A 21,710-nucleotide genomic window follows, 5' to 3' on the forward strand; every position below is an offset into this window, starting at 1 on the left:
CAGTGGCTAGTCGACCGACTTCGATGTAGTCGCCCACGGGTGCGGACCCAGATTTCAATACTGCTCGTCACGTAGCCCGCGACGAGTGACGGGAGACACTGGAGACACCGAACGGGCGATCGTCGTCAAGCGCGTCGACGAAGGGCGCGCTGAGACGGTGGAGATCGAGAACCTGGCCGGAGCCGCTGGTTATCAGGTCCTTGAGACACTCACTCAGACGCGGACGGAGGACCCAGCCTTTCACGTTGGTGAGGGAAAGGCCGCCGAAATCGCCGAGCACGTGGCTGCCACCGGGGCGACGACTGTCATCTTTGACAACCAGCTCGGGCCATACCAGACGTTTAACCTCGGTAACAAGCTACCGGAGGGGGTTCGGCTACTGGATCGGTTCCGGCTCATCATCGAGATCTTCGGCCAGCGCGCCCAGACTCGCAAGGCACAGCTGCAGGTCGAACTCGCGGAACTGCGATACGAACTCCCGCGGGCGGAAGCCAAAGCCAGCCTGGCCCAACGAGACGAGCGCCCCGGCTTCATGGGGCTGGGAGAGTACGACGAGAGCCGCGAGGAAGACATCAAAGCTCAGATCTCCCGCATCAGGGACGAACTCGAACGGATCGAGCAGACCGACCAGCACCGCCGCGAACAGCGCCGCGAGTCGGGATTCGATCTGGTGGCACTCGCCGGGTACACCAACGCCGGGAAGTCGACGCTACTGCGGCGACTCGCCGCGGACCTCGACGTCGACGAGAACCGGGACGTTCACCCCGACCTGGACGAGACGGCTGAATCCGAGGATCGGCTGTTCACGACGCTCGGAACGACCACGCGACGCGTCGATCTGGACCGACGGGACGCCCTCGTGACCGACACGGTCGGGTTCATCGCCGATCTGCCACACTGGCTGGTCGAGTCATTCAAATCCACGCTTGACTCGGTCTATCGGGCGGACCTCGTCTTGCTCGTCGTCGACGTCAGCGAGTCCGTCGAAGAGATCCGCGAGAAACTCGTGACGTCCCACGACACGCTCTATGAGCGCAACGAGGCCCCGATCCTGACGGTCCTGAACAAGATCGACAGGGTTGATGACGAGGAACTACGTCGCAAGCGTGAGGCACTCTCAGCGCTCGCCCCGAACCCAGTTGCCGTCAGCGCAAAAACTGGCGAGAACGTCAATCGGATCCGTGAACGGATCGACGAGGAATTGCCGGATCTACGGCGCGAGCGGCTCGTTCTGCCGATGACTGACGACGCGATGAGCGTCGTCTCCTGGATTCACGACCACGCCCACGTCGAGTCAGTCGAGTACGGCGAGGAGATCGTCCTCGAGTTCGAGGGGCGGCCGGCCATCGTCGAACAGTCCCGCGCGAAGGCCGGGAACCTCAGCGAGGCGTCTGCCTGAAGCGGCGACGTTACGCTTCGTCCTGTTCGCGTTCGAGCGCTCGGTCTCGCAACGTCTGACAGCGGTCGCTCTCCACGGTCAGATCCGGGACTTCGACCGGTGACCCATCCTGATCGATGGCGACGAAGACGAACCGCGATCCGGTGGTCACTTCTCTATCGCCGGTCCGGGGGTCCTCGCGGGCGGCTTCGAGTGCTACTTTGACGCTGGTCCGGCCGGTCTGGTACGCGTAGGACTCGATGACGACCGTCTCGCCGACCGGGATCGGCCGGTGGAAATTCATTTCGTCGATGGAGGCCGTCACGCAGGGTTCGCCGGCCGCGCGCATCGCCGACAGCGCGCCGAGTTCATCCATCCACTTCATCACGTTTCCCCCATGGACTGTCTCGTAGTTGTTCGCATGGTTGGGCTGGATCCGCCAGCGGTTCTCAAGGTGGGTCTCACGTACCGTGGGCATGTCACGGGCAACGGGCGGGAACTTCGTGTTTCTATCGAAATGTCTTGGGGCTGTCCTCCGTGCCATACCTCTCATGGGTTCCAACCTGGCACTGGTCAGCCACATCCCAAACTGGTACGTGTAGACGATGGGGATTCGACTAGCGATATACAGCTATATGAGTGCCTTTTTCACTCAGTCTGTCCGACACGGCCCTAGACATGGTCCCGCAGACACGTCGCAGCTTCCTCCACGGAGCCGCAGGGCTCACTGCTGCACTTGCCGGATGTAGTGGACTTGGCGGCGATTCCGACGAATCGACGGCCACGCCAACGCGCGCTGGCACTGATAGCGATCCTGCGCTCGGATCGGCGACGAATCCAGAGTCTCTCCTCCTTCGCGTCGATACCGATCGGCCGCCGGTGTGGCTCGCCGATTCGGACGGCGAACCCGGCGGTCGTCCGACCGCAACCGAACGTGACCGTTGGCGCGATCCCATCATCGTCGACGATTCGGCCCGTACAGACCGTCTCAACGTCGCTGAAACTATCGACCGTGAACGGGTCGAGTCGTTCTTCGAGGCGACTGACTTTGCGACCGAGACGATATACGTCGAAATGAGACAGGTCGAGGAGTGTTTCCGTCTCGACCTCTGTCACATCAGCTGGTCAGCAACCGAAATCTCGACGGATTACACCCGTCGGAGTCGGCCATATACGGAGCGCTGTGAAGCCGATGCGTGGGTCACTGAGGCTCGACTCATTCGGATTCCCGATGCGATCATTGCCGACGACGTGCATAGTCACTCATCGTCGGTCGGGACTGGCGCTTGTGAACGACGACAAGGGGATGCCCCAAGAGAGGGAACAGCTGGTCGCGCATCGGCCACCGAGAGTAATACCCGGACAGAAACGACAACGATCGACACCGGGGGCAAAGAGTGATGCAACAAGACAATGCGTCCACGACAGGGTGGGGCCGAATGACACGCCGTGGGCTGCTGGCCCTGGCCGGTACGAGTTTCCTCGCTGGCTGTAACGGCCTCACGGGGTTGGAAGATGGAGATGAACCGACGATACGCGCCTACGATCTTCCAGATATCGATCCTGACGAAGATCGGGAACCAGTTGTGTCCGAATCAGTCCCCGTCGAGATCGCTCCCGATCACTTCGACGCTGCCCGCAACAGGGTTACGACGCTACTCGCGAAACTTCCGACACTGCTGGGGCCTGAAGATATTCCGAACGGCCATATCCGTGAGCAACTCTCCGACGCTGCCACAAATGCCACGAGCGAACTCACTGACGCACGCAACGCTTCGACGGAGTTTGGGGCCCTTTCGTCTCTCCAGCGGGCTCGTTCCGAAGCCCGGTACGCGGCCGCTGGCTGGGCTGTCGCCGGCCGGGATCTCTCCGTCAAACCTCTTCAGCGAGAGTACAGGCAGGCAGTCTCGGACGCCACGTCACTTCGAGACGACCATGAGTACGTCGGTAGCGACTCTGTCCGGGCAACCCTCGTTCACAGCCGTATCGAGGACTTATTGGATCGAGTGATCAACAGCCGAACGCCCAGATCGGAAGAAAATCCCTTATTGCATGTTGCAGAGTGGGGAGAGACAGCTGAATCAGCACGGGCCCACCTTGACGACGCACGTCACCTCAACGAGCAGCTCACCGCGTCGCTCCCAGCCGACGCCCGTACTATCGAGGGGAGAATCACTGAAGCAGCCGAAACGTTGCTTGCCGACGTTCGATCGCAGAGCTCAGAACTGCCACCCGAGTCGACTGCCGAAGAGTGGGACCTTTCTGACCGGGTGCTCGGTGACCTCCGACAGGACGCTGATTATGGAATCTCGCGGATCGAAGACGCAAGCGGCCCGGCTAGTGCCGTCATAGACGCGAATCGGCGACTCACACAGTTCCGGGCACTGGAACGCATACAGGATCGTATCGACGATGGTGCACTGTCCCGGCCTGAGAGCGCGGAAGCAGTCCGGGAGATTCGATCGACCGCCTACGATGCGATTATGGCTGCACTTGAGGCGGGTCCTGCCCCGGAACTGACGCGAACGGTCGTTACGAGTGCTGCCTGGCAGGTTGCCAATGCTGATTGGGAACTCGCCCGGCACGAGGGAGAAGTGGCTGTTTCACATCTCGACTCGAACGTCGTCGATTACGTCGTTGCGACGGCAATCGCCCGGGAGGCGTCGACCGTCTCTCGACATACAGTTGAGATTCTCGAAAATGCGTAAGTAAACTCTCATTCGACCTGCGTTCTCTCTTTGTTCAGGATACGGTCGGTCACGGTTCTACTGTGGCTCCGGCCCATAACGGCACGCAACGCATCTCTGGAACCCAAAATCGGTTGCCCCGTCTAGGTATCGTCAGGGATCGATTCGTGGGTGTTAAACCGGTGTTTGGTTTCATCGCCACAAGACTGGTAGTAGAGCTGAGCCCTCGTCGGAATGCTGGGTGACTGGTTGTCCCGATCGCTGTCCTCGCTCGATTCTCGGAGGGCAATCCCCGACGACGCCGAGACGGTGCGGATCCGCTCGGGCAAGTTTACAGATGTCCGGATGCCCATCGCGACGGTACCTTCCACTTTGAGGGCGATCGGTGACTCCGTCGAAACCCCTGTCTCGGAGAGGTCAGGTCAGTCGAGCCATCCACTCGTCGACCACGCGCGGGAACAACAGCATCGATGCGGCGGCGACGATCAGCGACCACACCAGACCGATGGCTATCGTTGCAGTCACGTTGGCGACCACCTGGCCGCCGTATATCGCGACCACGAGCGTGCCGTTGAAGTAGAGCAGCCGGAGCAGTATCAGCGTCGGGAACAGGCGTACCCAGCCGGGTACCTCGGTCAGCGGTGGTGCGATCCAGCCGCCCCTGAGGAGCGTGCCGACGAGGATCATCGTCGGCCAGGCGACCAGAAACAGTTCGAAGACGCTGCTGTAGGGTCCACCAAGCGGGGCCAAAAACAGAACGAACAGGAACGGGGGCGTGAGTATCGCCACCTCTCCGATGATTCGGCCGAGATCGCTGAGCAGCATTCCGAACCGATCCAGCTCGGTTCCGGCTCGGTTCCCGATGCCGACCCAGTTTCGGCGATAGGTCGTCTTCGTGAGGGCCGTCTCCCGACCCGGTGGACCTTCACGTACACTCCGTCCACCGCCGCGATGGGCCCGGGTACGGCTCGGCAGTCCGTCGCCACGCTCCGGATGCTTTGAATCGCTCATCGGTAAGACATTATCGGCTACCAGGGAAAAGTTGGTGCGGTCGAGCGGGCACGTTGCCGACGCCGTCCGGGCGGCCCTGTTACAGGAGCGCTTTCTCGAGCGCGCTGTTGAACCCACTCCTTGGCCAGCCACGGCCTCTTGCTGGTGTGTGGAGGCAATTCCGGCGAGCTATGACTGACCGGCTGGTACCCTGCTTGCTGGACGGCGTCCGACCAGTTGTCGAAGTCGTCGTCGTACGTCGCTGAGTGATAAGCGCCATCTTCATTCATCTCGGTGAGGGTCGGTGTCCGTCCCAGTTTGGTTGCGAGTCGGTCGACCTCCGTTAAGTAGTGCATCCGCTGTGACCTCGAGTTGTCCCCGCGGTTCGAATCCAGTGCGCCGGACCGCTTCGCCCCAGGATTCGAATGCCTGTTCATCGACCGTCACGACCTTGCGACTCGATTTAGTACTATACAGTAGGTTCCAATCATCCGAAGCCACTCGCGCGCCGCCGCGATGCCCCGACTATCGCGGTTTTCCGACGATGTCGACGCCGAGCGTTCGTACGACGACGACCAGTTTACAGCAAACGGCGTGTGCAAGAGCGACCGATCAAAGGTCGTCTGTGGCTACTTCGAACCTGGGCAGTTCATCCCCGTCCACGCGCCGGGAAGTGACCTGACGGTAGTCGTCCGGTCTGTCAGGGAGCCGTCCGCGACGATGACACCGAACACGAGGTTGCAGCAGGTGACATCGTGGTCGTGGAGGCAGATACCGATCGTGGCATCAAAGCCGACGACGATTCCCGCCTCGAAGCGTTGCTGGTGACTGCACCGCCACCGACGGATGCCGAACACGAACCCGTCCGGGAGGGCCTTCGAACCGGAACGTTCGACCCACGGGAGAACGTGCATGACCAGCGTCCGTTCACTCGATGAACGATAGGGGGAACCGCACGCGAACGTCTTTGCCGAGTCAGAGCCGAAGACGATCAGACTTAGCCTCGACGCGGACGAACGGATCGATCCCCATCACCACCCCGAGCGAGACAGCGTTCTCCACGCACTCGAGGGTGCGATCGAGCTCGATCTAGACGAGGAGACGTTCGATCTGAACGCCGGTGACATCACGCGATTTGAGGGCGAACGAGAGGCGTCTCCTCACGCGGTCGAGAGAAGCGTCGCACTCATCGTGCTGGCTCCACGGGCTGACTCACGCTCTCGACCGGGATCGGTAGCATCAGACGTGTTGCGAAGATAGGGAATAATGTACAGGTTCGACATCGACCACTCACCAAACTGAGTGCTCTTGTGTGCCCCTGCTCACCAGTAAAAAACCTACTATTCTCCTGAAGCCATATTTTTCAGATATATTCTAGCGCGAAACAGATGTTCGCTGAAAACTGCGAGTGTACCTCTCTACGCCAGTACGTCTGACACCAGCGTTCCTTCACATTTAGGTGGTAACCCTACTCAACAAGCAAACTATACAGCATTAGCATTCCAGCAGCAAGGCAAACGACACCACTTACGAGAGCGAATGTTCCGGTGTCGTACAGCAAATTATACCCGCCTACCCCAAGAACGACCACAATCCCAATGGCCTGTGCGGTTCGCGTTCCCCAAAAATCAACAACTTGTTTGGTTAGCGTGGACACATACATAATTTGTACTGAATCAACTTATGATTTTTGTACTGAATGATATGTGTATCACGTGTACTGACCACACCCAAGTCAGAATGTATCAGTTCCTAAGGATTTCAACAGGACTGTTTTCTACTGTAACTGCGCTTTTATATGTGAAGACGTGTGAATTATTGAGCAGTGATAGCGTGCGCAGGGGAAGCCTCAATGGGGTCACGGTGAGAGCGCCTCAGTCCACGGAGGAATCTTGACAGTGCGGGCTATGAATCTACACCGAAAGATTACGAGGTAGACGGGCTTTTCGCCACGAATTCTGGCGCGCTTGTCGAAGCACAATCCTTCGATATGACGTTCCGTGAAATGGTTGACGGCGTTCTGTCTACCTTCCCGCGCGAGCAACAAGTCCGACACGATCGCTCAGCCACGCTAGAGGATCTTGTCGCCGAAGTCCCAGCCTGCTACCTCCGATTTTACGACACTCTTGATCACGAACAGGGCGACCCGAAACCTTGGGAGGCTGTCTTCCGAGCGCACGTGCTCCGCTGCGTGAAGGGCTGGAAGAGTGAAACGACTCTCTGGAAATATCTCAAACAGAAGCCGTTTCTCAGCACGCAGCTCGGCTTCGACGGTATCCCTAATCAGTCAACACTTTGGCGGGCATGGAACGGCCGTCTCAAAGGTGTCCGCGATGCCGTTCGGGATGCCGCTGAGGTCGTCGTGGATATCGCTCGCTATCACGATATTCCTGCGCCCGAACCAACGGTTCTTCCCAATCAGCCGACAGATACGGTCACACGTTCGAAAAGCAAGGATACGCTCGCTCGTGAGAAGGCTCGCGAGGTTTGGAAGGGTGCGAAGCCCATTGTCGAGGACTGCTTCCACCTTGACCGCAGTGAGAACGCAAGTATTCCCGAAGGCGCATTCTGGGAACAGCAGTCATACCTCGGGATGCGGACTGATATGCACCCGAACGACGGCCCACAGTCCTTTGCCGCCGACTCTACCCGAACGAAGACGCCGTCTGGCGACTCCCACCGGCTCCAGACAAAGGATCTCGGCGTCGAACGTATCCGTACAATGCTCCGAGAGACTAGCCGGACACTCGTTAAGCAGGCGAAATCGAAGGACAAGATGGGCCGCAAGCAGATGGCAGCCATCGACATCGCGAAAGGCAACCCGTGGGATGGCGATATCACCCGAGATCGGAGCGGTCAGAATCAGGAACCGTGGATTCTTGGATACAAAGGTGACGACGGGCCGTTCTTCCAGTGGGCAGTCATCAAACTCGTCGGTCACGACGTCCCGCTCATACTCGATGCCGTCCCAGTTGAGCGCGGCCGGAAGCGAGCAGATCTCGTAGACGATCTGCTTGATGGTGCTACAGATATTGTCCCCGATCTGGACCTCGTGATGATGGACCGCGAGTTCGCCAACGATGGCGTGAAAGACGCCTGCGAGAAGCACGACGTTCACTACCTGAATCCGGGCGTTGTGCGCTCCAGCAGCGATCACGAACATCAGATTGCCAAGCTCGCCAGCGAAAACAGAGACTTCGACGTGGTCAAGCAAAAGCGTCTAGACGACGGGCCAGCACGAAAGGCAGTCTATCTCCCGAAGCGCGAATGAGAACGTGAAGACGAAGATGACGACGAGAATGACGTGACGATTCGGCAGGAACTCATCGAGGAGTTCGAAGATATTGGCGAGACAACGCCGCTCTCAGAGGACCGCGACGGCAACTCACCGCTGGGAAATCTCTTTGATGAGGTACATGAGGAAGAGGAGATCGTGGAACCAGCGCGGGTTGAAGCACCGACGGTGCCGTTTGAGACGAACCTTCCGTGAGTAGATGTCAATCCTTCGGACGACCGGGAGATGAAACATCAGATTGGGCGGCTGATGGTCCGATACAAGCGCCGGTGGGGCATCGAAAACGAGTTTAAGAAGCTGAAGACGTTCCTCGCGGAGACACAGTCCCCCGACCACCAGTTCCGGTACTTCAACTTCGCGTTCGCCTGTGTGTTGTACAACTGCTGGCGACTCGTGGATATCTTCGTGCAGTTGGAACTCCACGGTGAGGTCGGCAACCAGCCGGCGGTCTCTTCGAACTCGTTCCTGACATTTGCCAAGAAGAACTACGGTCTCGATCCACCTGACTAATTTCTCGTCTCCTCTGAGCTTGCTCGATCGTGAGCGGCGGCGCTGGCCTAACCGGCGATTTTCTATCGGATTTGTGAACGCTACGCGATAGCTCTCTCAGAAACGCATTTCGAGACCCGCTCGGCCACTTCTTTCAGATGACTTAGCCTCGAAACCAGTACATCATGGACCCATCTTCGCAACATCAGAGCATCACAATAAGTATACCAGTGAAGACCGCGCTCCTGCCGAGGGGATATACGGACAGAGGTCTTACTCGCTGTCAACAATGGCCAGTACACCACACGATCACGACCACGACGCCGAACCGGTCACTGACCACGTCCACGACAACTCCTGGTCGGCTAATCTCGAACAGCCAGAACATGCCGACGATCGCGAACTGGTTGTGCGCCAGGCGATCGAAGCGATCGAACACACGGCCTCCGGCCACCACGTCAATCTGGTGACTCATGAGAACCACGGACATCCGTCGGCGTATCTCTATGGAGCACTCGAAGACGAATACGACGACGGAGCAATCGACTGGGAGTTCGTCGACCAGTGTGGCTGTGGTGGCTACGTCCTTCGGATACACGTCTGATCAGACAATCCAGACGCAGATTTCTTCTGGCGATTTTCTACTCGACCGTTCGACCAAATTCGATGGCAGCGCGAAAACAGTAGACTCGGATCAGTCGTCGTTCAGAACCCCTTCAGCGACGGCCATGTCCTCGCCGGGATCGTCGGCCGATTTCCTGAGGACGAACCGCTTGCGGACGAGGTCAGCCGCGTAGATGATCGTCCCGAGGATGATGAGCGTGTCCTCGGGCACCCGGGACCAGAGCAGGTTCTGGATCAACGGCTGGTTGTAGAACGCGAGGCTCCGACCCGCCGCGTACGTGCCCGTGAAGATCTTTGGGGACGAGAGCGCCGTCATCTACGAGTTGGTCGCGGAGGATCCGACGAACGAACCCGATTACGACGGGATTCTCGACGCTGTCGAAGCCGCTCAATAAGCTACAATCGCACAGAGAGACGTCACTCACTCTTCGACAGTCGTGACAGTGAACAGCGAGTCATCCGAGAGGACGTTCCGGACGCGGCCGTGCCAGGCTTCTGCAAACACCTCGCGATCCTCTTCGTCGGCCGTTCCATCAAGGATTTGACGCAGGTTCCCCATCGCCGGTCCGCCATCCGGGACATCGCTGACATGGTAGGTAACTTCGACTGTTTTGTCGGTATCGGTCCGCCGGAATCGGAACGTCGGCTCGGCTGTTTCTGCATCGAACGCATTGAATGCCAGCAGCTCACGCCGGTTGCCGACGCCATCACCAAGGCCACCGAACCCATCTTCCTGCGCTGCCCCCGTGATATACGAGATAATCCGGCTCATGACGCCATACGTGGCGTCGTCACGTGGTCCGGGGGCGAGTACCTCGACGTCACTACGGACGGGAAGGTCCTCGGGGTACAGCGCATCGAGGCCGAGTTGCGTGATCCGGTAGGCCCCTGACGCTGTCGGACAGGAGTGACCGGCTTCTTTCACGACGTCGCGATAGGTAATCACGAACGGCTCGCCCGGTTCGAGGACGACGAGTGCTTCTGCAACCGGATCGCGGATTCGGATCGGTTCGACGTCGTCGTCGACGGCCCAGTTCGTGTCTGTACGCTTCGTCTCGGTCGGCGTCGTGTTCTCTGCCATTGGTTGTGGAATTGGGAGTGCTGTTGTCGCTCGGTTTTATCAGTACCGCAGCAGGCGCATCCCGTTGGCGATCACGGCGAGGACGCTGGCCTCGTGGACGAGCATGCCCAGCGCGAGAGTTACATAGCTCGTGAGGACGCCGGCCAGGAGGACCGACACGGTCAGCACCGCGAGACCGACGTTCTCGTAGATGTTCCGCCGGGTTGCTTTGCTCAGTTTCACCGCATACGGGATTCGTTCGAGGTCGTCAGCCATCAGCGCCATGTCGGCAGTCTCGATCGCGGTGTCAGTACCGGCGGCACCCATCGCGATGCCAACGTCGGCGGTCGCCAGCGAGGGGGCATCGTTGATGCCGTCGCCGACCATCGCGACGACGTGACCGTCCTCACGGAGTTCCTCGACGACGCGCTGTTTGTCCTCGGGCAAGAGTGCTGCCCGATAGTCGTCGATGCCGACTTCCTGCGTGGCGGCTTCGCCGCCACGTTCTCGGAGGGCGGTGAAACCGGCCTCCCTGGCAACTGCAGCAGCGACGCGTTCGTTGTCACCGGTGAGCATCACTGTCTCGATGCCGGCATTCTGGAGGGCCCCAATCACGCCCGGCGCGGCCTCCCGGAGTTCGTCACGCATGGCGATCACGCCGACGACGACGCCGTCATGGACGATGTGGACGACAGTCTCGCCGCGCTCCTCGCGCTTGCGGACGTAGTCGGCGACTTCGTCGGTGACCTCGATATTGCGTTCGTCGAGCAACTTCCTATTGCCGACGACGATTTCCCGGCCGTCGTACTGGGCAGTGACGCCCTTGCCCGCGATCACGTCGAAGTCATCGGGATCGGGAAGGGGCCGCCCAGCCGACGATTCGGCTGGCTCTGTGGCAACTGCCACGCCGCCGTCGGTCGCCGTTGTCGGCCGGTCCTGTGCGGCTTGGACGATTGCATCGGCGAGGTAGTGTTCGCTCTTCTTCTCGGCGATCGCCGCGAGTTCCAGCGCCGCCTCGTCCTCGACGCCGAAGCCCTCAACGTCCGCCACGCGGGTCTCGCCTTTCGTGAGCGTGCCCGTCTTGTCGAAGGCGACGAGGTCGATCTTGCCGGCCTGTTCGAGGTGCTCACCGCCTTTCATCAGAACGCCCGAGCGAGCAGCGTTGCCGATCGCGCTGACAATGCTAACTGGCGGGCCGATCACCAAGGCACCGGGACAGCCGATCACCAACAACGTCAGTGAGAGGATCGCGTTTTGGGTTACTGTATAGGCACCGATCGACAGCGCAATCACGCCCGGCGTGTAGTACTTTGCGAACCGATCGATGATGCTCTCGGTCGGCGACTGGGCCTCCTGGGCCTCTTCGACGCGGCGGATGATCCGCTGGAGCGTGGTGTCGGGGCCCGCCCCGGTTGTCGTAATCTCGATAGCACCCTCCTGGTTGATCGTGCCGGCGTAGACCTCGTCACCGTCGGTCTTGTGGACGGGCGCGCTCTCGCCTGTGACTGGGGCCTGGTTGACGGCACTTTCGCCCTCAACCACGTCACCGTCCACGGGAATCTTCTCGCCGGGTTTGACGATGACAGTCTCGCCCGCTTCGACCTCCCAAGCAGAGACTTCGACGAGTTGGCCGTCGCGGCGCACAGTGGCCGTATCGGGCGTCATTTCGAGTAGTTCTTCGAGGGCGTTGCGCGTCTTGTGCATCGTCCGCCCTTCGAGATACGATCCAAGCGCGAACAAGAAGACCACCGCGGCGGCCTCCCAGTACGATCCGATCGCGATTGCGCCGACGGCTGCCAGCGTCACGAGCGTCTTAATTCCCAGCGTCCGGCTCGTGACCTCGTAGTAGGCGGTCCGGGCGATGTCGTAGCCGCCGACAACGGCCGCGAGGATCAAGATCGCGGCGCTCGCCGTATCGAAGGCCGAAACGTAGCCGAGACTCCAACCGCCGGCATACAGCAGGCCGCTCACCGCGACGATGGTGGCCTTCCGGTGTTTGCGATAGTATTGTTTGACTGATTGGGTATCCATGATTGGTCTCGTTAGGCGGGCTGAGGCGTATAGCCCTGGTTCTCGATGGTCTGTTCGAACGTGGCGGGGTCGGCGACGCTGTCGTCGTAGTTGATCTCGACGCGGCCGGTCGAGTAGTGTACCTCGACATCTTCGACGCCCTCCTGATTCGAGAGGGCCCCTTCGACGGTGCTTGCACAGCTCGGGCAATCGAAGTCCATAACCCGGAGTTGCGTTGTCTTGCTCATTGCAATTCAACGTAACACCTGAATTGCTATAAGTATTTTTTAAATGATATGTTTGAATGTACACACGAGATGTTTAAACGGACAAACGAGTCGTCTAGAGCTTTGACAGGCCTCCAGGGGTGAGCGGCGGGCGGAGTCCAGGCGATGGTCGCCACTACTTAGCGTGTACAGACCGTCAGGTCACCTATGAGCAACTCTGATGTCGACCACGATCTTGAGGATATTGCCGTTCGAGATACGCGGGTCTCTACTGCTATTGATGAACCAATGCGGGCAATGATTCTCGATATTCTCGCCGACGAGACATTGACGGCGGGAGATGTACACAAGCGCCTCTCCCACAGAGGGATCGACCGGACGGAGAATACGGTCCGTCACCACATCAACGAACTCCGGGATGCTGGTCTCGTCGATGTAGTGCGGTTCGAAGAGGGGCGTGGCGGAACGACGAAATACTACGGGGCGAACACGATTGTCCTCTCGTACTCGCTGCCAGCATCGGCTACGCCCGCAATTGAAGAGATGGTCAACGCAGTCCAGCCAGAGGTCGAAGCGATACTCGCAACGTTGACCGACGAGTACGACGACGCACTCAACGAAATCACGACAGATATGCAACCCTGTGAACATTGTCGTACCCAAAAATACGAGACGTACGTCCTGTTGACCGTTCTTCGACAAGCGTTTGTCCAATCGATCAACTAGACTATTGATTACAATTCATAGACTGAGTGCCATACATCTCGTTCGACACTCAAAACCACAGGTGACTGAGCGCCAGGCGTACCCTGTAGTAGCTATTTGCTGTGCCATTTTCTTCTATGCAATAGGGTAGTTCAACCTTACGCAGGTCAACGAATCGATCACGATGCTCGGAAGAATTCAGATTGACGGAAAGTTGTACCAGTTTTGTTGTCCGTCGTGTATATCGCGGTTCGAGGTGACGTACGAACAGCGCCAGCAGGGAGCCGATTGACGAGAGAAATACCTCGTCCAGACGCTTTGTATTCGAAGTTTTTCACCCCTTCTCAATGAATTTCTCAAAGGGCAAATCGATTGAACTAGGGGGCCGTATGAGTACATGATGAGTCAACGCCGAAGTCAAATCAACATCCAGGGGATGAGTTGCGCAAACTGTTCGCAAACCATCGCCGACACCGTCACGTCCCTCGATGGCGTCAGAGACGCGAACATCAATTTCGCGACCGACGAGGGTAGCGTCAAGTACAACCCGGCGGATACCTCACTCGGCCAAATTTACGATGCCATCGAGGACGCCGGCTACTCGCCGGTCACTGATTCGGTGACCATTGCCATTACGGACATGTCGTGTGCGAACTGCTCGGAGACAGTGCACGACGCACTCAAGCAGACACCTGGTGTTGTCACAGCGGACGTGAATTTCGCGACTGATGAGGCACAGGTCACGTACAACCCTGCGGAGGCAAGTCTCACGGACTTTTACGACGCCATCGAGACTGCAGGCTACTCGCCAGTCCGTGAGAACGCTGATTCCGAGGACGGGTCGGGAGGCGATGCCCGAGAAGCTGCCCGCCAAGAGGAGATCAGGCGACAGTTGCGGTTGACCCTGTTCGGCGCGGTGCTGTCTGCTCCGCTACTCGTCTTCCTCGTCGAGAAGTTCCTCCTGGGTGGTAGCGTCCTCCCGAAGACAGTCTTCGGCATCGAGTTCGGTTGGGTTGAGTTCCTGCTGGCGACGCCGGTCCAAGTGTTGCTCGGCCGGCCGTTCTACAAGAACTCCTACACGGCGCTCGTCACGAACGGCCGCGCCAACATGGACGTACTGATCGCGCTCGGCTCGACCACCGCATATGTCTACTCCGTCGCTGTCCTGCTGGGCGCTATCGCCGGCGGTCTGTACTTCGACACGGCCGCACTCATCCTCGTGTTCATCACACTAGGGAACTACCTCGAGGCCCGCTCGAAAGGCCAGGCCAGCGAGGCCCTGCGCAAACTCCTGGAGATGGAGGCCGAGACGGCCACCGTCGTCGACGAGGACGGGAACGAAGAGGAAATCCCGCTCGAAGACGTTGCGGTCGGCGACCGGATGAAGGTCCGCCCCGGTGAACAAATTCCCACGGATGGCATCGTCGTCGACGGGCAAAGCGCTGTCGACGAATCGATGGTTACCGGGGAGTCGGTGCCCGTCGAGAAGAGCGAAGGCGACGAGGTCGTCGGCTCCACGATAAACGAGAACGGCGTCCTCGTCGCCGAGGCGACGAAGGTCGGCAAAGACACCGCCTTACAGCAGATCGTCCAGACGGTTAAGGAAGCCCAATCCCGCCAGCCCGACATTCAAAACCTCGCAGATCGCATCTCCGCGTACTTCGTGCCAGCGGTCATCGGCAACGCCATTCTCTGGGGCGTCGTCTGGTTCCTCTTCCCCGAAGCGCTTGCGGGATTTGTCAACTCACTCCCGCTGTGGGGCCTCGTTGCAGGCGGACCCGTCGCCGCTGGTGGCGTGTCGGTATTCGAGTTCGCTATCATCGTCTTCGCCTCTGCCGTGCTCATTGCTTGCCCCTGTGCGCTGGGGCTGGCAACGCCGGCGGCGACGATGGTCGGGACGACTCTCGGTGCACAGAACGGCGTCCTGTTCAAAGGCGGTGATATCCTCGAACGGGCGAAAGACATCGACACGGTCGTCTTCGACAAGACGGGCACGCTCACGAAAGGCGAGATGGAACTGACCGATGTCGTCGTGCTCAATGGTGACGGACAACCGGTCGCTGACAGCGCGGATACGACTCCTGACGGCGGCCAGCTTACTGCACAGGACCGCCTCAGCGAGGACGACGTGCTGCGGCTTGCGGCCACCGCCGAGAGCGGGAGCGAACACCCGCTCGCCCGCGCGATTGTCGACGGCGCGAGGGACCGCGGTATCGACGTGACCGATCCCGATGAGTTCGAGAACGTCCCCGGTCACGGGATCAGCGCGACCGTGGGTGATCGCGAAGTGCTGGTCGGCAACCGGAAGTTGCTCCGTGACAACGGGATCGACCCCTCACCAGCCCAGGAGACGATGAAACGCCTCGAGAGCGAGGGGAAGACTGCGATGCTCGTTGCGCTGCGCGGCTCGACACGAAGCGAGAACCGCGACGGGGGCGGCGCCACGCCACGAGCAGAGGGCGAACTCGTGGGTGTGGTCGCCGACGCCGACACGATCAAAGACAGCGCGACCGAGGCCGTAAGCCAACTGCAGGAACGCGGCGCCGACGTGATGATGATTACCGGCGACAACGAGCGGACCGCCCGCGCGGTCGGTAAGCAGGTCGGGATCGACCCCGAGAACGTCCGCGCTGAGGTGCTCCCTGAGGACAAGTCCGACACTGTTGAGTCCATCCAGGACGAAGGGCGGAAGGCGATGATGGTGGGCGACGGTGTCAACGACGCGCCCGCGCTCGCAGTCGCGTACGTCGGTACCGCCATCGGCTCGGGGACGGACGTGGCCATCGAGGCAGCCGACGTCACCCTGATGCGGGACGACCCGGTTGACGTCCTAAAGGCGATCCGGATCTCGGATGCGACGCTCGCAAAGATCAAGCAGAACCTCGTGTGGGCGCTTGGTTACAACACGTTGATGATTCCGCTCGCTTCGATCGGCTTGCTCCAACCGGTTCTGGCGGCCGGTGCGATGGCATTTTCGAGCGTGTCGGTACTCTCGAACAGCCTGCTGTTCCGCCGGTATACCCCTGACCACGACTACAAGCTACTCGGTCGCCTCCGCTGAATATCTCTCCACTCGCTAGATTTGCTGGAACTCCTCCAGCCCGTACTGGCCCCGGCGGCGATGGCCTTCTACAGCGTCTCCGTGCTGACAAATAGCCTGCTTTCAGGCGGTACACGCCGGAGACGGATAACCGGATCTTCGGTCGCTTTCGGTGACGGTGACCTCCCGAGCCGGTCAGAACTCGTCCCGACACGGCCTGGAGCCCATATGCTCTCTTTCGAACCAGCTAACTGCTTGCCCTCTCAACAGCCACGATCGGGCCTTCACTTGGGTACCTGTTTCAGATCTGGATTCGCGATCATCAACACTAGAAAATAATGTTGATTATCTTCTCTTCTAGTCTTGGACACATCCGATTGGGGCCGAGTGCAGATCAGTTATATGCTTAGCGAATATGTTCGGCAACACATCGTTGGGCAACCGGCCAAAAGATAGTGTCGTGACAAGGATACGTGTCCGACAAGTGGGGCGGCGCGCCGCCAGTGACGAGCGGGCGCTGACCCACGATGGCGACAGTCGCGAAGGACGCCCAACGCGGGTCCAGCCGACTGTGGCCTGTCCGCAACCCCGGACTCGATCCTGCCACGACCAACGTGATCAGCTATGAGTATGTACTGCTATCAGTGTCAGGAGACGATCAGTAACGAGGCGTGCACCGAGGTCGGTGTCTGTGGCAAGGACGCCGAGACGGCGAACTTACAGGATTTGCTCGTCTGGGAACTGAAGGGGCTTTCCTATCTCGCCGAGGAAGCCAGAGACGCTGGCATCGTCGAGGAAGATGACCAGGTGTTCGTCGTTGAGAGTCTATTCGCGACGATCACGAACGTCAATTTCGATCCCCAGTGGTTCGAAAAACAGATCCGCGAGACGTTGGACCGCCGACGAGACCTCCGCGACCGCCTCGAAGCCGAGGTCGGTCCGATTGCGGACGCTTCTCTCCCCGAGGCCGCGACCTGGGAGCCCGCGGATGCTGCAGCCATCTACGAGAAGGCCTCCCCCGAGGGGATCGGCGTCCGTTCGACCGACAACGAGGACGTTCGATCGCTCCGGGAGCTGCTGACCTACGGTATCAAAGGGATCGCGGCCTACGCCGATCACGCCCATGTTCTGGGCGAGCAGAAGGCGGACGTGTTCAATTTCGTCCAGCGGGGTCTTGCCGCCACCCTGGAGGACAAGACCGTAGACGAGTTGATCGGCCTCGTCTTAGAGTGTGGGGAGGTGGGCGTCGAAGTCATGGAGTCCTTGGACGACGCCCACACCAGCACCTACGGCCATCCCGAACCGACCGAAGTCGACATCGGGACCCGGGACCGCCCGGCTATCCTCGTCAGTGGCCACGATCTTAAGGACCTCGAGGAACTCCTCGAACAGACCGAAGGCGAGGGGGTCGACGTCTATACCCACGGCGAGATGTTGCCCGCCCACGCCTATCCTGCCTTCGAGGAGTACGACCACTTCGTCGGGAATTACGGCAACGCCTGGTGGCAACAACACGAGGAGTTCGAGGCGTTCAACGGTCCAGTCCTGATGACAACCAATTGCCTGGTCCCGCCACAGGACTCCTACGCACCCCGGACCTACACGACTGGCGTCGTCCGGTTCCCCGGCCTGCCACACGTCGAGGACCGCGCGGAGGGCCAACCCAAAGACTTCTCGGCACTCATCGAGCACGCCAAGGAGACCGAGCCGCCAGAGGAAATCGAGACCGGGACGGTTCCGAACGGGTTCGCGCACAACGCCGTCCTCGAACGGGCCGAGGACATCATCGAAGCCATCGAGGCTGGAGACATCCGCGGATTCGTCGTCATGGGCGGGTGTGACGGTCGCCACCCGGAACGGGAGTACTACACCGAGATGGCTAAATCCCTGCCCGACGACGTGATCATCCTGACCGCCGGGTGTGCGAAGTACCGCTACAACAAGCTAGGTCTGGGCGACATCGGTGGAATTCCGCGCGTACTCGATGCCGGCCAGTGCAACGATTCGTACTCGCTGCTGAAAATCGCGATGGAACTTCGGGATGCCCTAGACGTCGAGGACGTCAACGATCTCCCGATCGCCTACGACATCGCGTGGTACGAGCAAAAGGCTGTCACGGTTCTTCTCGCGCTGCTCAGCCAGGGCGTCGAGGGCATCCGGCTAGGCCCGACCCTGCCCGCGTTCCTCTCTGATGACGTCATCGACGTGCTGGTCGAGAAGTTCGACATCAAACCGATCGACTCCGTCGAGGCTGACCGCGCAGCCATCCTTGAGGAACTTGAATCCAGCCCACTGATCGACGCGTCGGCTGCCGCCGACTGATCATCGCATCGGTAGCGGGCTTTCCTACCCACGCGTTAACTTGGGGATGATCGACTGACGCGACCGTAGTGCCCGACTGCGGACTCGCCTTTGCAATCGTGTCACACCGACGACGTGGTTTTGCAATTGCGTCATTGCGAAGTCTGGTTTTGCACCCCTGTGCGAGGTCAATCACCCCTTCGTTCACTCCACCGTTAAGCGTGCAAAGCTGAGTTACCGGTAAAGATTCGACCGAACCACTATCACAGAGACGGTATTGTATATGAATTCGGGGAGATCGCTATCGGAGCAGGTCTACGACGGACGAGAGAATAGTCATACGCTCTGAATCTCGCGCACTGCCGGCTACTCCACTACCCCCATCTAAATTGACATATCGTCAAAATTCCTGGAGGCGACTTGATAGCCACGAACACGAGCGATCAGTGGCGGAGAACCGACTTCGAGTTTCAAATTGTCGCCAGTTGATAAGGTAGTGTTTAGTTTAGCGAGTTCCACCATGTTGCGAAATGCTGAAGCCACGTTTCAGCTGTTTGTGGTTCGGCGTGACTGAAATAGTTTGAAAAAGAAGGTGTTCGACGTTTTACCTCACAAAATATATGTTCGACGCTGTTCCAATTACCGCTGGATTCACCCTGAAATCCGAGCCCTGCTCGTTGCAGCGCAGCTTGGATATATTGGAATCCAGCGAGGAGAATTACGCAACTTTGCCGTCGTATTCCTTGCGACGCTTCTACAGAATTTTCGATCAATTCGCTCATAATCGTCGAATAGAGTCAGTTTATGTGGGAATTCAATTGGGTCCGGATTCGGGCCAGTGAACGTTCGATACTGCTATACAGTGATCCAGATCACTACTTCGTCGAGTACAATCTGATTTCGTACTTTCCCGCCAACTGACTGTAGAATGGTTTTCTGCACGCAACGATGGATTGTTTTACAGGACTCCAAATACACCAAACATATCGATATACAAAACAATATATAAGAATGATAGTACCGCTGAATTCATTCGAATACAAAGCTCCATCCAGCTGTCGTGGTGTCCGTACAAACACCAGGGGGTCTACCACCATCCGGTCGGCGGTGTTCAGATAGGGATTGAAGAGTGAGGCGTGGCGTTTTCAACGTGATCTATGCCCGAAAACGCACGCCTCAGTGGTAGTATCGACTAGATCGACGCAGAGTTTGTGGAGCGCAAAGCGACACCGCGATTGCTGATGAAGCTCAGTATTCAGTTACATTTTGCTGGACTATCGCTTTCGAATACTGTTTTGATTCTTGGGGTATTCGGTATCAAATGAGCGCGGTCAACTGTTCATACTTGAGTTAATAAAGCAGATCGACAGCCGGAAAATAGACAGAGTCCGGATCACGTTGCGGTTGACGAAACAGTGATCCGACTCGATAACGAGCGATACTGGCTGTACGCCGCCATCGATCCAGCCACAAACGAATTGTTGCATACAGCGCTTGAACCGACGACTAATTCGGTCATCGCTCACGCGTTCTTTCACGAGTTACGTGAGAAACACGACGTTGACAGCACTGTGTTTCTCATCGACGGATCGCACTCGTTGAAAGACGCCTGCAACCGACACGGCCTCGATTTCAGAGACGAACGCGCTGGAAATCGGGACAGTGTCGAACGTGTCTTTAATGAGGTAAAACGACGAAAAGATTTGTTCTCAAACTGTTTCAGGATGCCCCTGCAGAAACAGCCGACGATTGGCTCGGATCCTTCGCATTTGCATGGAACTAGCTCATCTGAACACTATCATCCAGTCGCTGCTGTCGTTGAAGGGGGATGGTCTCAGCCATAGAGCGTCCGAAGTTCTCCCATTCCATTTTCACGCTTAGCCTAGCCCAGGACATTGTGAACAACGTTTATGAGACTGCCCGTCTATTACTGTTACAGAATGGGAGATCCGGCGGACTCGGGGATTCAGTCCGTAAATATCACTTTGAGTATCATCAAGGTGATACAGCAGCGAGGCAAGGCACGGATTTCGGACCTCGCTGCGGAGTTGGACTACGCAAAGAGCACTATCTACCAGCATCTTGTTACACTGGAACAGAACCAGCTTGTCACGCGCGAAGGAGAAGCGTTCCGTCTCAGCCTCTCTTTTCTTGAAATTTCTCACGATGTCAAGCAACAGCAATACAACTATTCCATTATCAAGGAAACTGTGGACGAGCTGGCAAAGGAGACAGGCGAATACGCCCAGTTCGGCAGCGAGGAACACGGCCAACTCATCTATGTATACCGCTCGGGCGGTAGTTCGGACATCAACGAACACTTTGACCTCGACATCAAAGAGTCGCTCCACTGTACGGCTCTCGGCAAGGCCATACTGGCGTTTATGCCGGAAGAACAGGCTCAGACGATCGTCGCCGAACAGGGACTTGAACGACTGACCGAGAACACGATCACTGACCCGGATATCCTCTTCGACGAACTCGAGTCGATCCGAGAGAAACGATATGCCGTCGATAACGAGGAATTCGCGACTGGGCTACGGTGTGTCGCAGCACCGGTGATTGAGAATTATCGGTACCACAGCGAGGTTCTGGGATCGATCGGCATCTTCGGGCCAGCATCCCGCCTGACGGAGGATCGACTTGAAGGCGAACTGGGTGATCAGGTCAAGCAGTTCGCGAACCTGATCGAGATCGCCAGCAACACGGGGTAGATCCCTTTCCAGTCGTAGTCGCTCGTCGATTCGAGGTACCAGTACTACCGGATTCCCGGACCGGCCTCGCTCACCGAGCGAGATTGAATGCAAAAGCGCCACAGCTACTGGAGCTTGGCGAGTGTCGTTTTACCGCGGAAGCATCAAATCTGCATCAAAAATTATTTGTTTCCTTAATCTGGCTATACCA

17 protein-coding genes and 4 pseudogenes are annotated in these 21,710 nt (G+C 58.6%); 13 read left to right on the forward strand and 8 right to left on the reverse strand.

What is annotated here, in order from left to right; translation table 11 throughout:
• Positions 1–85: 85 nt before the first annotated feature.
• Entirely contained in the window at positions 86–1,399 is a 1,314-nt protein-coding gene (gene hflX / locus BN2694_RS02300) for a GTPase HflX (RefSeq protein ID WP_135662238.1), read from the forward strand.
• Between the two features lie 10 nt (positions 1,400–1,409).
• On the opposite strand, the gene BN2694_RS02305 is transcribed toward hflX, so the two are convergent.
• Positions 1,410–1,856: an acyl-CoA thioesterase gene (locus tag BN2694_RS02305; RefSeq protein WP_135662240.1), complete on the reverse strand. Its 447-nt coding sequence runs from the start codon at positions 1,854–1,856 to the stop codon at positions 1,410–1,412.
• A 200-nt stretch (positions 1,857–2,056) separates the two neighbouring features.
• Between BN2694_RS02305 and BN2694_RS02310 the strand changes: the two genes are divergently transcribed.
• Entirely contained in the window at positions 2,057–2,779 is a 723-nt protein-coding gene (locus BN2694_RS02310) for a hypothetical protein (protein WP_135662242.1), read from the forward strand.
• Between the two features lie 38 nt (positions 2,780–2,817).
• Positions 2,818–4,086, forward strand: a complete 1,269-nt coding sequence (locus BN2694_RS02315; RefSeq protein WP_244605334.1) for a hypothetical protein — start codon at positions 2,818–2,820, stop codon at positions 4,084–4,086.
• A 122-nt stretch (positions 4,087–4,208) separates the two neighbouring features.
• On the opposite strand, the gene BN2694_RS02320 is transcribed toward BN2694_RS02315, so the two are convergent.
• Genes BN2694_RS02320 through BN2694_RS18090 form a run of 3 tightly spaced genes read right to left on the reverse strand, consistent with a single transcriptional unit; the run spans position 4,209 to position 5,492 of the window.
• On the reverse strand, positions 4,209–4,436 hold the full coding sequence (locus tag BN2694_RS02320; protein ID WP_135662244.1) for a hypothetical protein: 228 nt from the start codon (positions 4,434–4,436) through the stop codon (positions 4,209–4,211).
• 46 nt (positions 4,437–4,482) lie between these two features.
• Positions 4,483–5,076: a hypothetical protein gene (locus BN2694_RS02325; RefSeq protein WP_135662245.1), complete on the reverse strand. Its 594-nt coding sequence runs from the start codon at positions 5,074–5,076 to the stop codon at positions 4,483–4,485.
• A 17-nt stretch (positions 5,077–5,093) separates the two neighbouring features.
• Positions 5,094–5,492: a homing endonuclease associated repeat-containing protein gene (locus BN2694_RS18090; protein WP_394346572.1), complete on the reverse strand. Its 399-nt coding sequence runs from the start codon at positions 5,490–5,492 to the stop codon at positions 5,094–5,096.
• A 79-nt stretch (positions 5,493–5,571) separates the two neighbouring features.
• On the opposite strand from BN2694_RS18090, the pseudogene BN2694_RS18095 reads away from it, so the two are divergent.
• The 4 genes and pseudogenes from BN2694_RS18095 to BN2694_RS02345 all read left to right on the forward strand — a co-directional run bounded on the left by BN2694_RS18095 (position 5,572) and on the right by BN2694_RS02345 (position 9,443).
• Positions 5,572–5,993 (forward strand): annotated as a pseudogene (locus BN2694_RS18095) (cupin domain-containing protein).
• A 52-nt stretch (positions 5,994–6,045) separates the two neighbouring features.
• Entirely contained in the window at positions 6,046–6,315 is a 270-nt protein-coding gene (locus tag BN2694_RS18100) for a cupin domain-containing protein (protein ID WP_135665387.1), read from the forward strand.
• A gap of 730 nt (positions 6,316–7,045) precedes the next feature.
• Positions 7,046–8,860: pseudogene (locus tag BN2694_RS02340) on the forward strand (transposase).
• A gap of 268 nt (positions 8,861–9,128) precedes the next feature.
• Positions 9,129–9,443, forward strand: coding sequence for a CGCGG family putative rSAM-modified RiPP protein (locus tag BN2694_RS02345; RefSeq protein WP_135662247.1), 315 nt, complete (start codon positions 9,129–9,131; stop codon positions 9,441–9,443).
• A 90-nt stretch (positions 9,444–9,533) separates the two neighbouring features.
• On the opposite strand, the pseudogene BN2694_RS02350 reads toward BN2694_RS02345, so the two are convergent.
• The 4 genes and pseudogenes from BN2694_RS02350 to BN2694_RS02365 form a co-directional block, all read right to left on the reverse strand.
• Positions 9,534–9,752: pseudogene (locus BN2694_RS02350) on the reverse strand (hypothetical protein); the annotation flags it as partial.
• Between the two features lie 132 nt (positions 9,753–9,884).
• Positions 9,885–10,544 (reverse strand): hypothetical protein, encoded by a 660-nt coding sequence (locus tag BN2694_RS02355; protein ID WP_135662249.1) that lies wholly within the window; start codon positions 10,542–10,544, stop codon positions 9,885–9,887.
• Between the two features lie 39 nt (positions 10,545–10,583).
• The gene (locus BN2694_RS02360; protein ID WP_135662251.1) at positions 10,584–12,554 is read right to left on the reverse strand and encodes a heavy metal translocating P-type ATPase; all 1,971 of its coding nucleotides are present in this window, start codon (positions 12,552–12,554) and stop codon (positions 10,584–10,586) included.
• Between the two features lie 11 nt (positions 12,555–12,565).
• Positions 12,566–12,781 carry a heavy-metal-associated domain-containing protein gene (locus BN2694_RS02365; protein WP_135662253.1) on the reverse strand — a complete coding sequence of 72 codons (216 nt, stop codon included), beginning with the start codon at positions 12,779–12,781 and terminating at the stop codon, positions 12,566–12,568.
• 186 nt (positions 12,782–12,967) lie between these two features.
• Here BN2694_RS02365 and BN2694_RS02370 point away from each other — a divergent pair, with 186 nt between their 5' ends.
• The 6 genes and pseudogenes from BN2694_RS02370 to BN2694_RS02395 all read left to right on the forward strand — a co-directional run bounded on the left by BN2694_RS02370 (position 12,968) and on the right by BN2694_RS02395 (position 21,520).
• Positions 12,968–13,486: an ArsR/SmtB family transcription factor gene (locus BN2694_RS02370; RefSeq protein WP_135662255.1), complete on the forward strand. Its 519-nt coding sequence runs from the start codon at positions 12,968–12,970 to the stop codon at positions 13,484–13,486.
• A gap of 163 nt (positions 13,487–13,649) precedes the next feature.
• Positions 13,650–13,757, forward strand: a complete 108-nt coding sequence (locus BN2694_RS18215; RefSeq protein ID WP_449272210.1) for a hypothetical protein — start codon at positions 13,650–13,652, stop codon at positions 13,755–13,757.
• 108 nt (positions 13,758–13,865) lie between these two features.
• Entirely contained in the window at positions 13,866–16,526 is a 2,661-nt protein-coding gene (locus tag BN2694_RS02380) for a heavy metal translocating P-type ATPase (RefSeq protein WP_135662257.1), read from the forward strand.
• 603 nt (positions 16,527–17,129) lie between these two features.
• Positions 17,130–18,827 carry a hydroxylamine reductase gene (hcp, locus tag BN2694_RS02385; RefSeq protein ID WP_135662259.1) on the forward strand — a complete coding sequence of 566 codons (1,698 nt, stop codon included), beginning with the start codon at positions 17,130–17,132 and terminating at the stop codon, positions 18,825–18,827.
• A 1,175-nt stretch (positions 18,828–20,002) separates the two neighbouring features.
• Positions 20,003–20,589, forward strand: a pseudogene (locus tag BN2694_RS02390) (IS6 family transposase).
• 157 nt (positions 20,590–20,746) lie between these two features.
• A complete protein-coding gene (locus BN2694_RS02395) occupies positions 20,747–21,520 on the forward strand; it encodes an IclR family transcriptional regulator (RefSeq protein WP_167879942.1) in 774 nt (257 codons plus the stop codon).
• Positions 21,521–21,710: the final 190 nt, after the last annotated feature.

It is taken from the genome of Halorhabdus rudnickae, from assembly GCF_900880625.1.
In the GTDB taxonomy this organism is placed as follows: Archaea; Halobacteriota; Halobacteria; order Halobacteriales; family Haloarculaceae; genus Halorhabdus; species Halorhabdus rudnickae.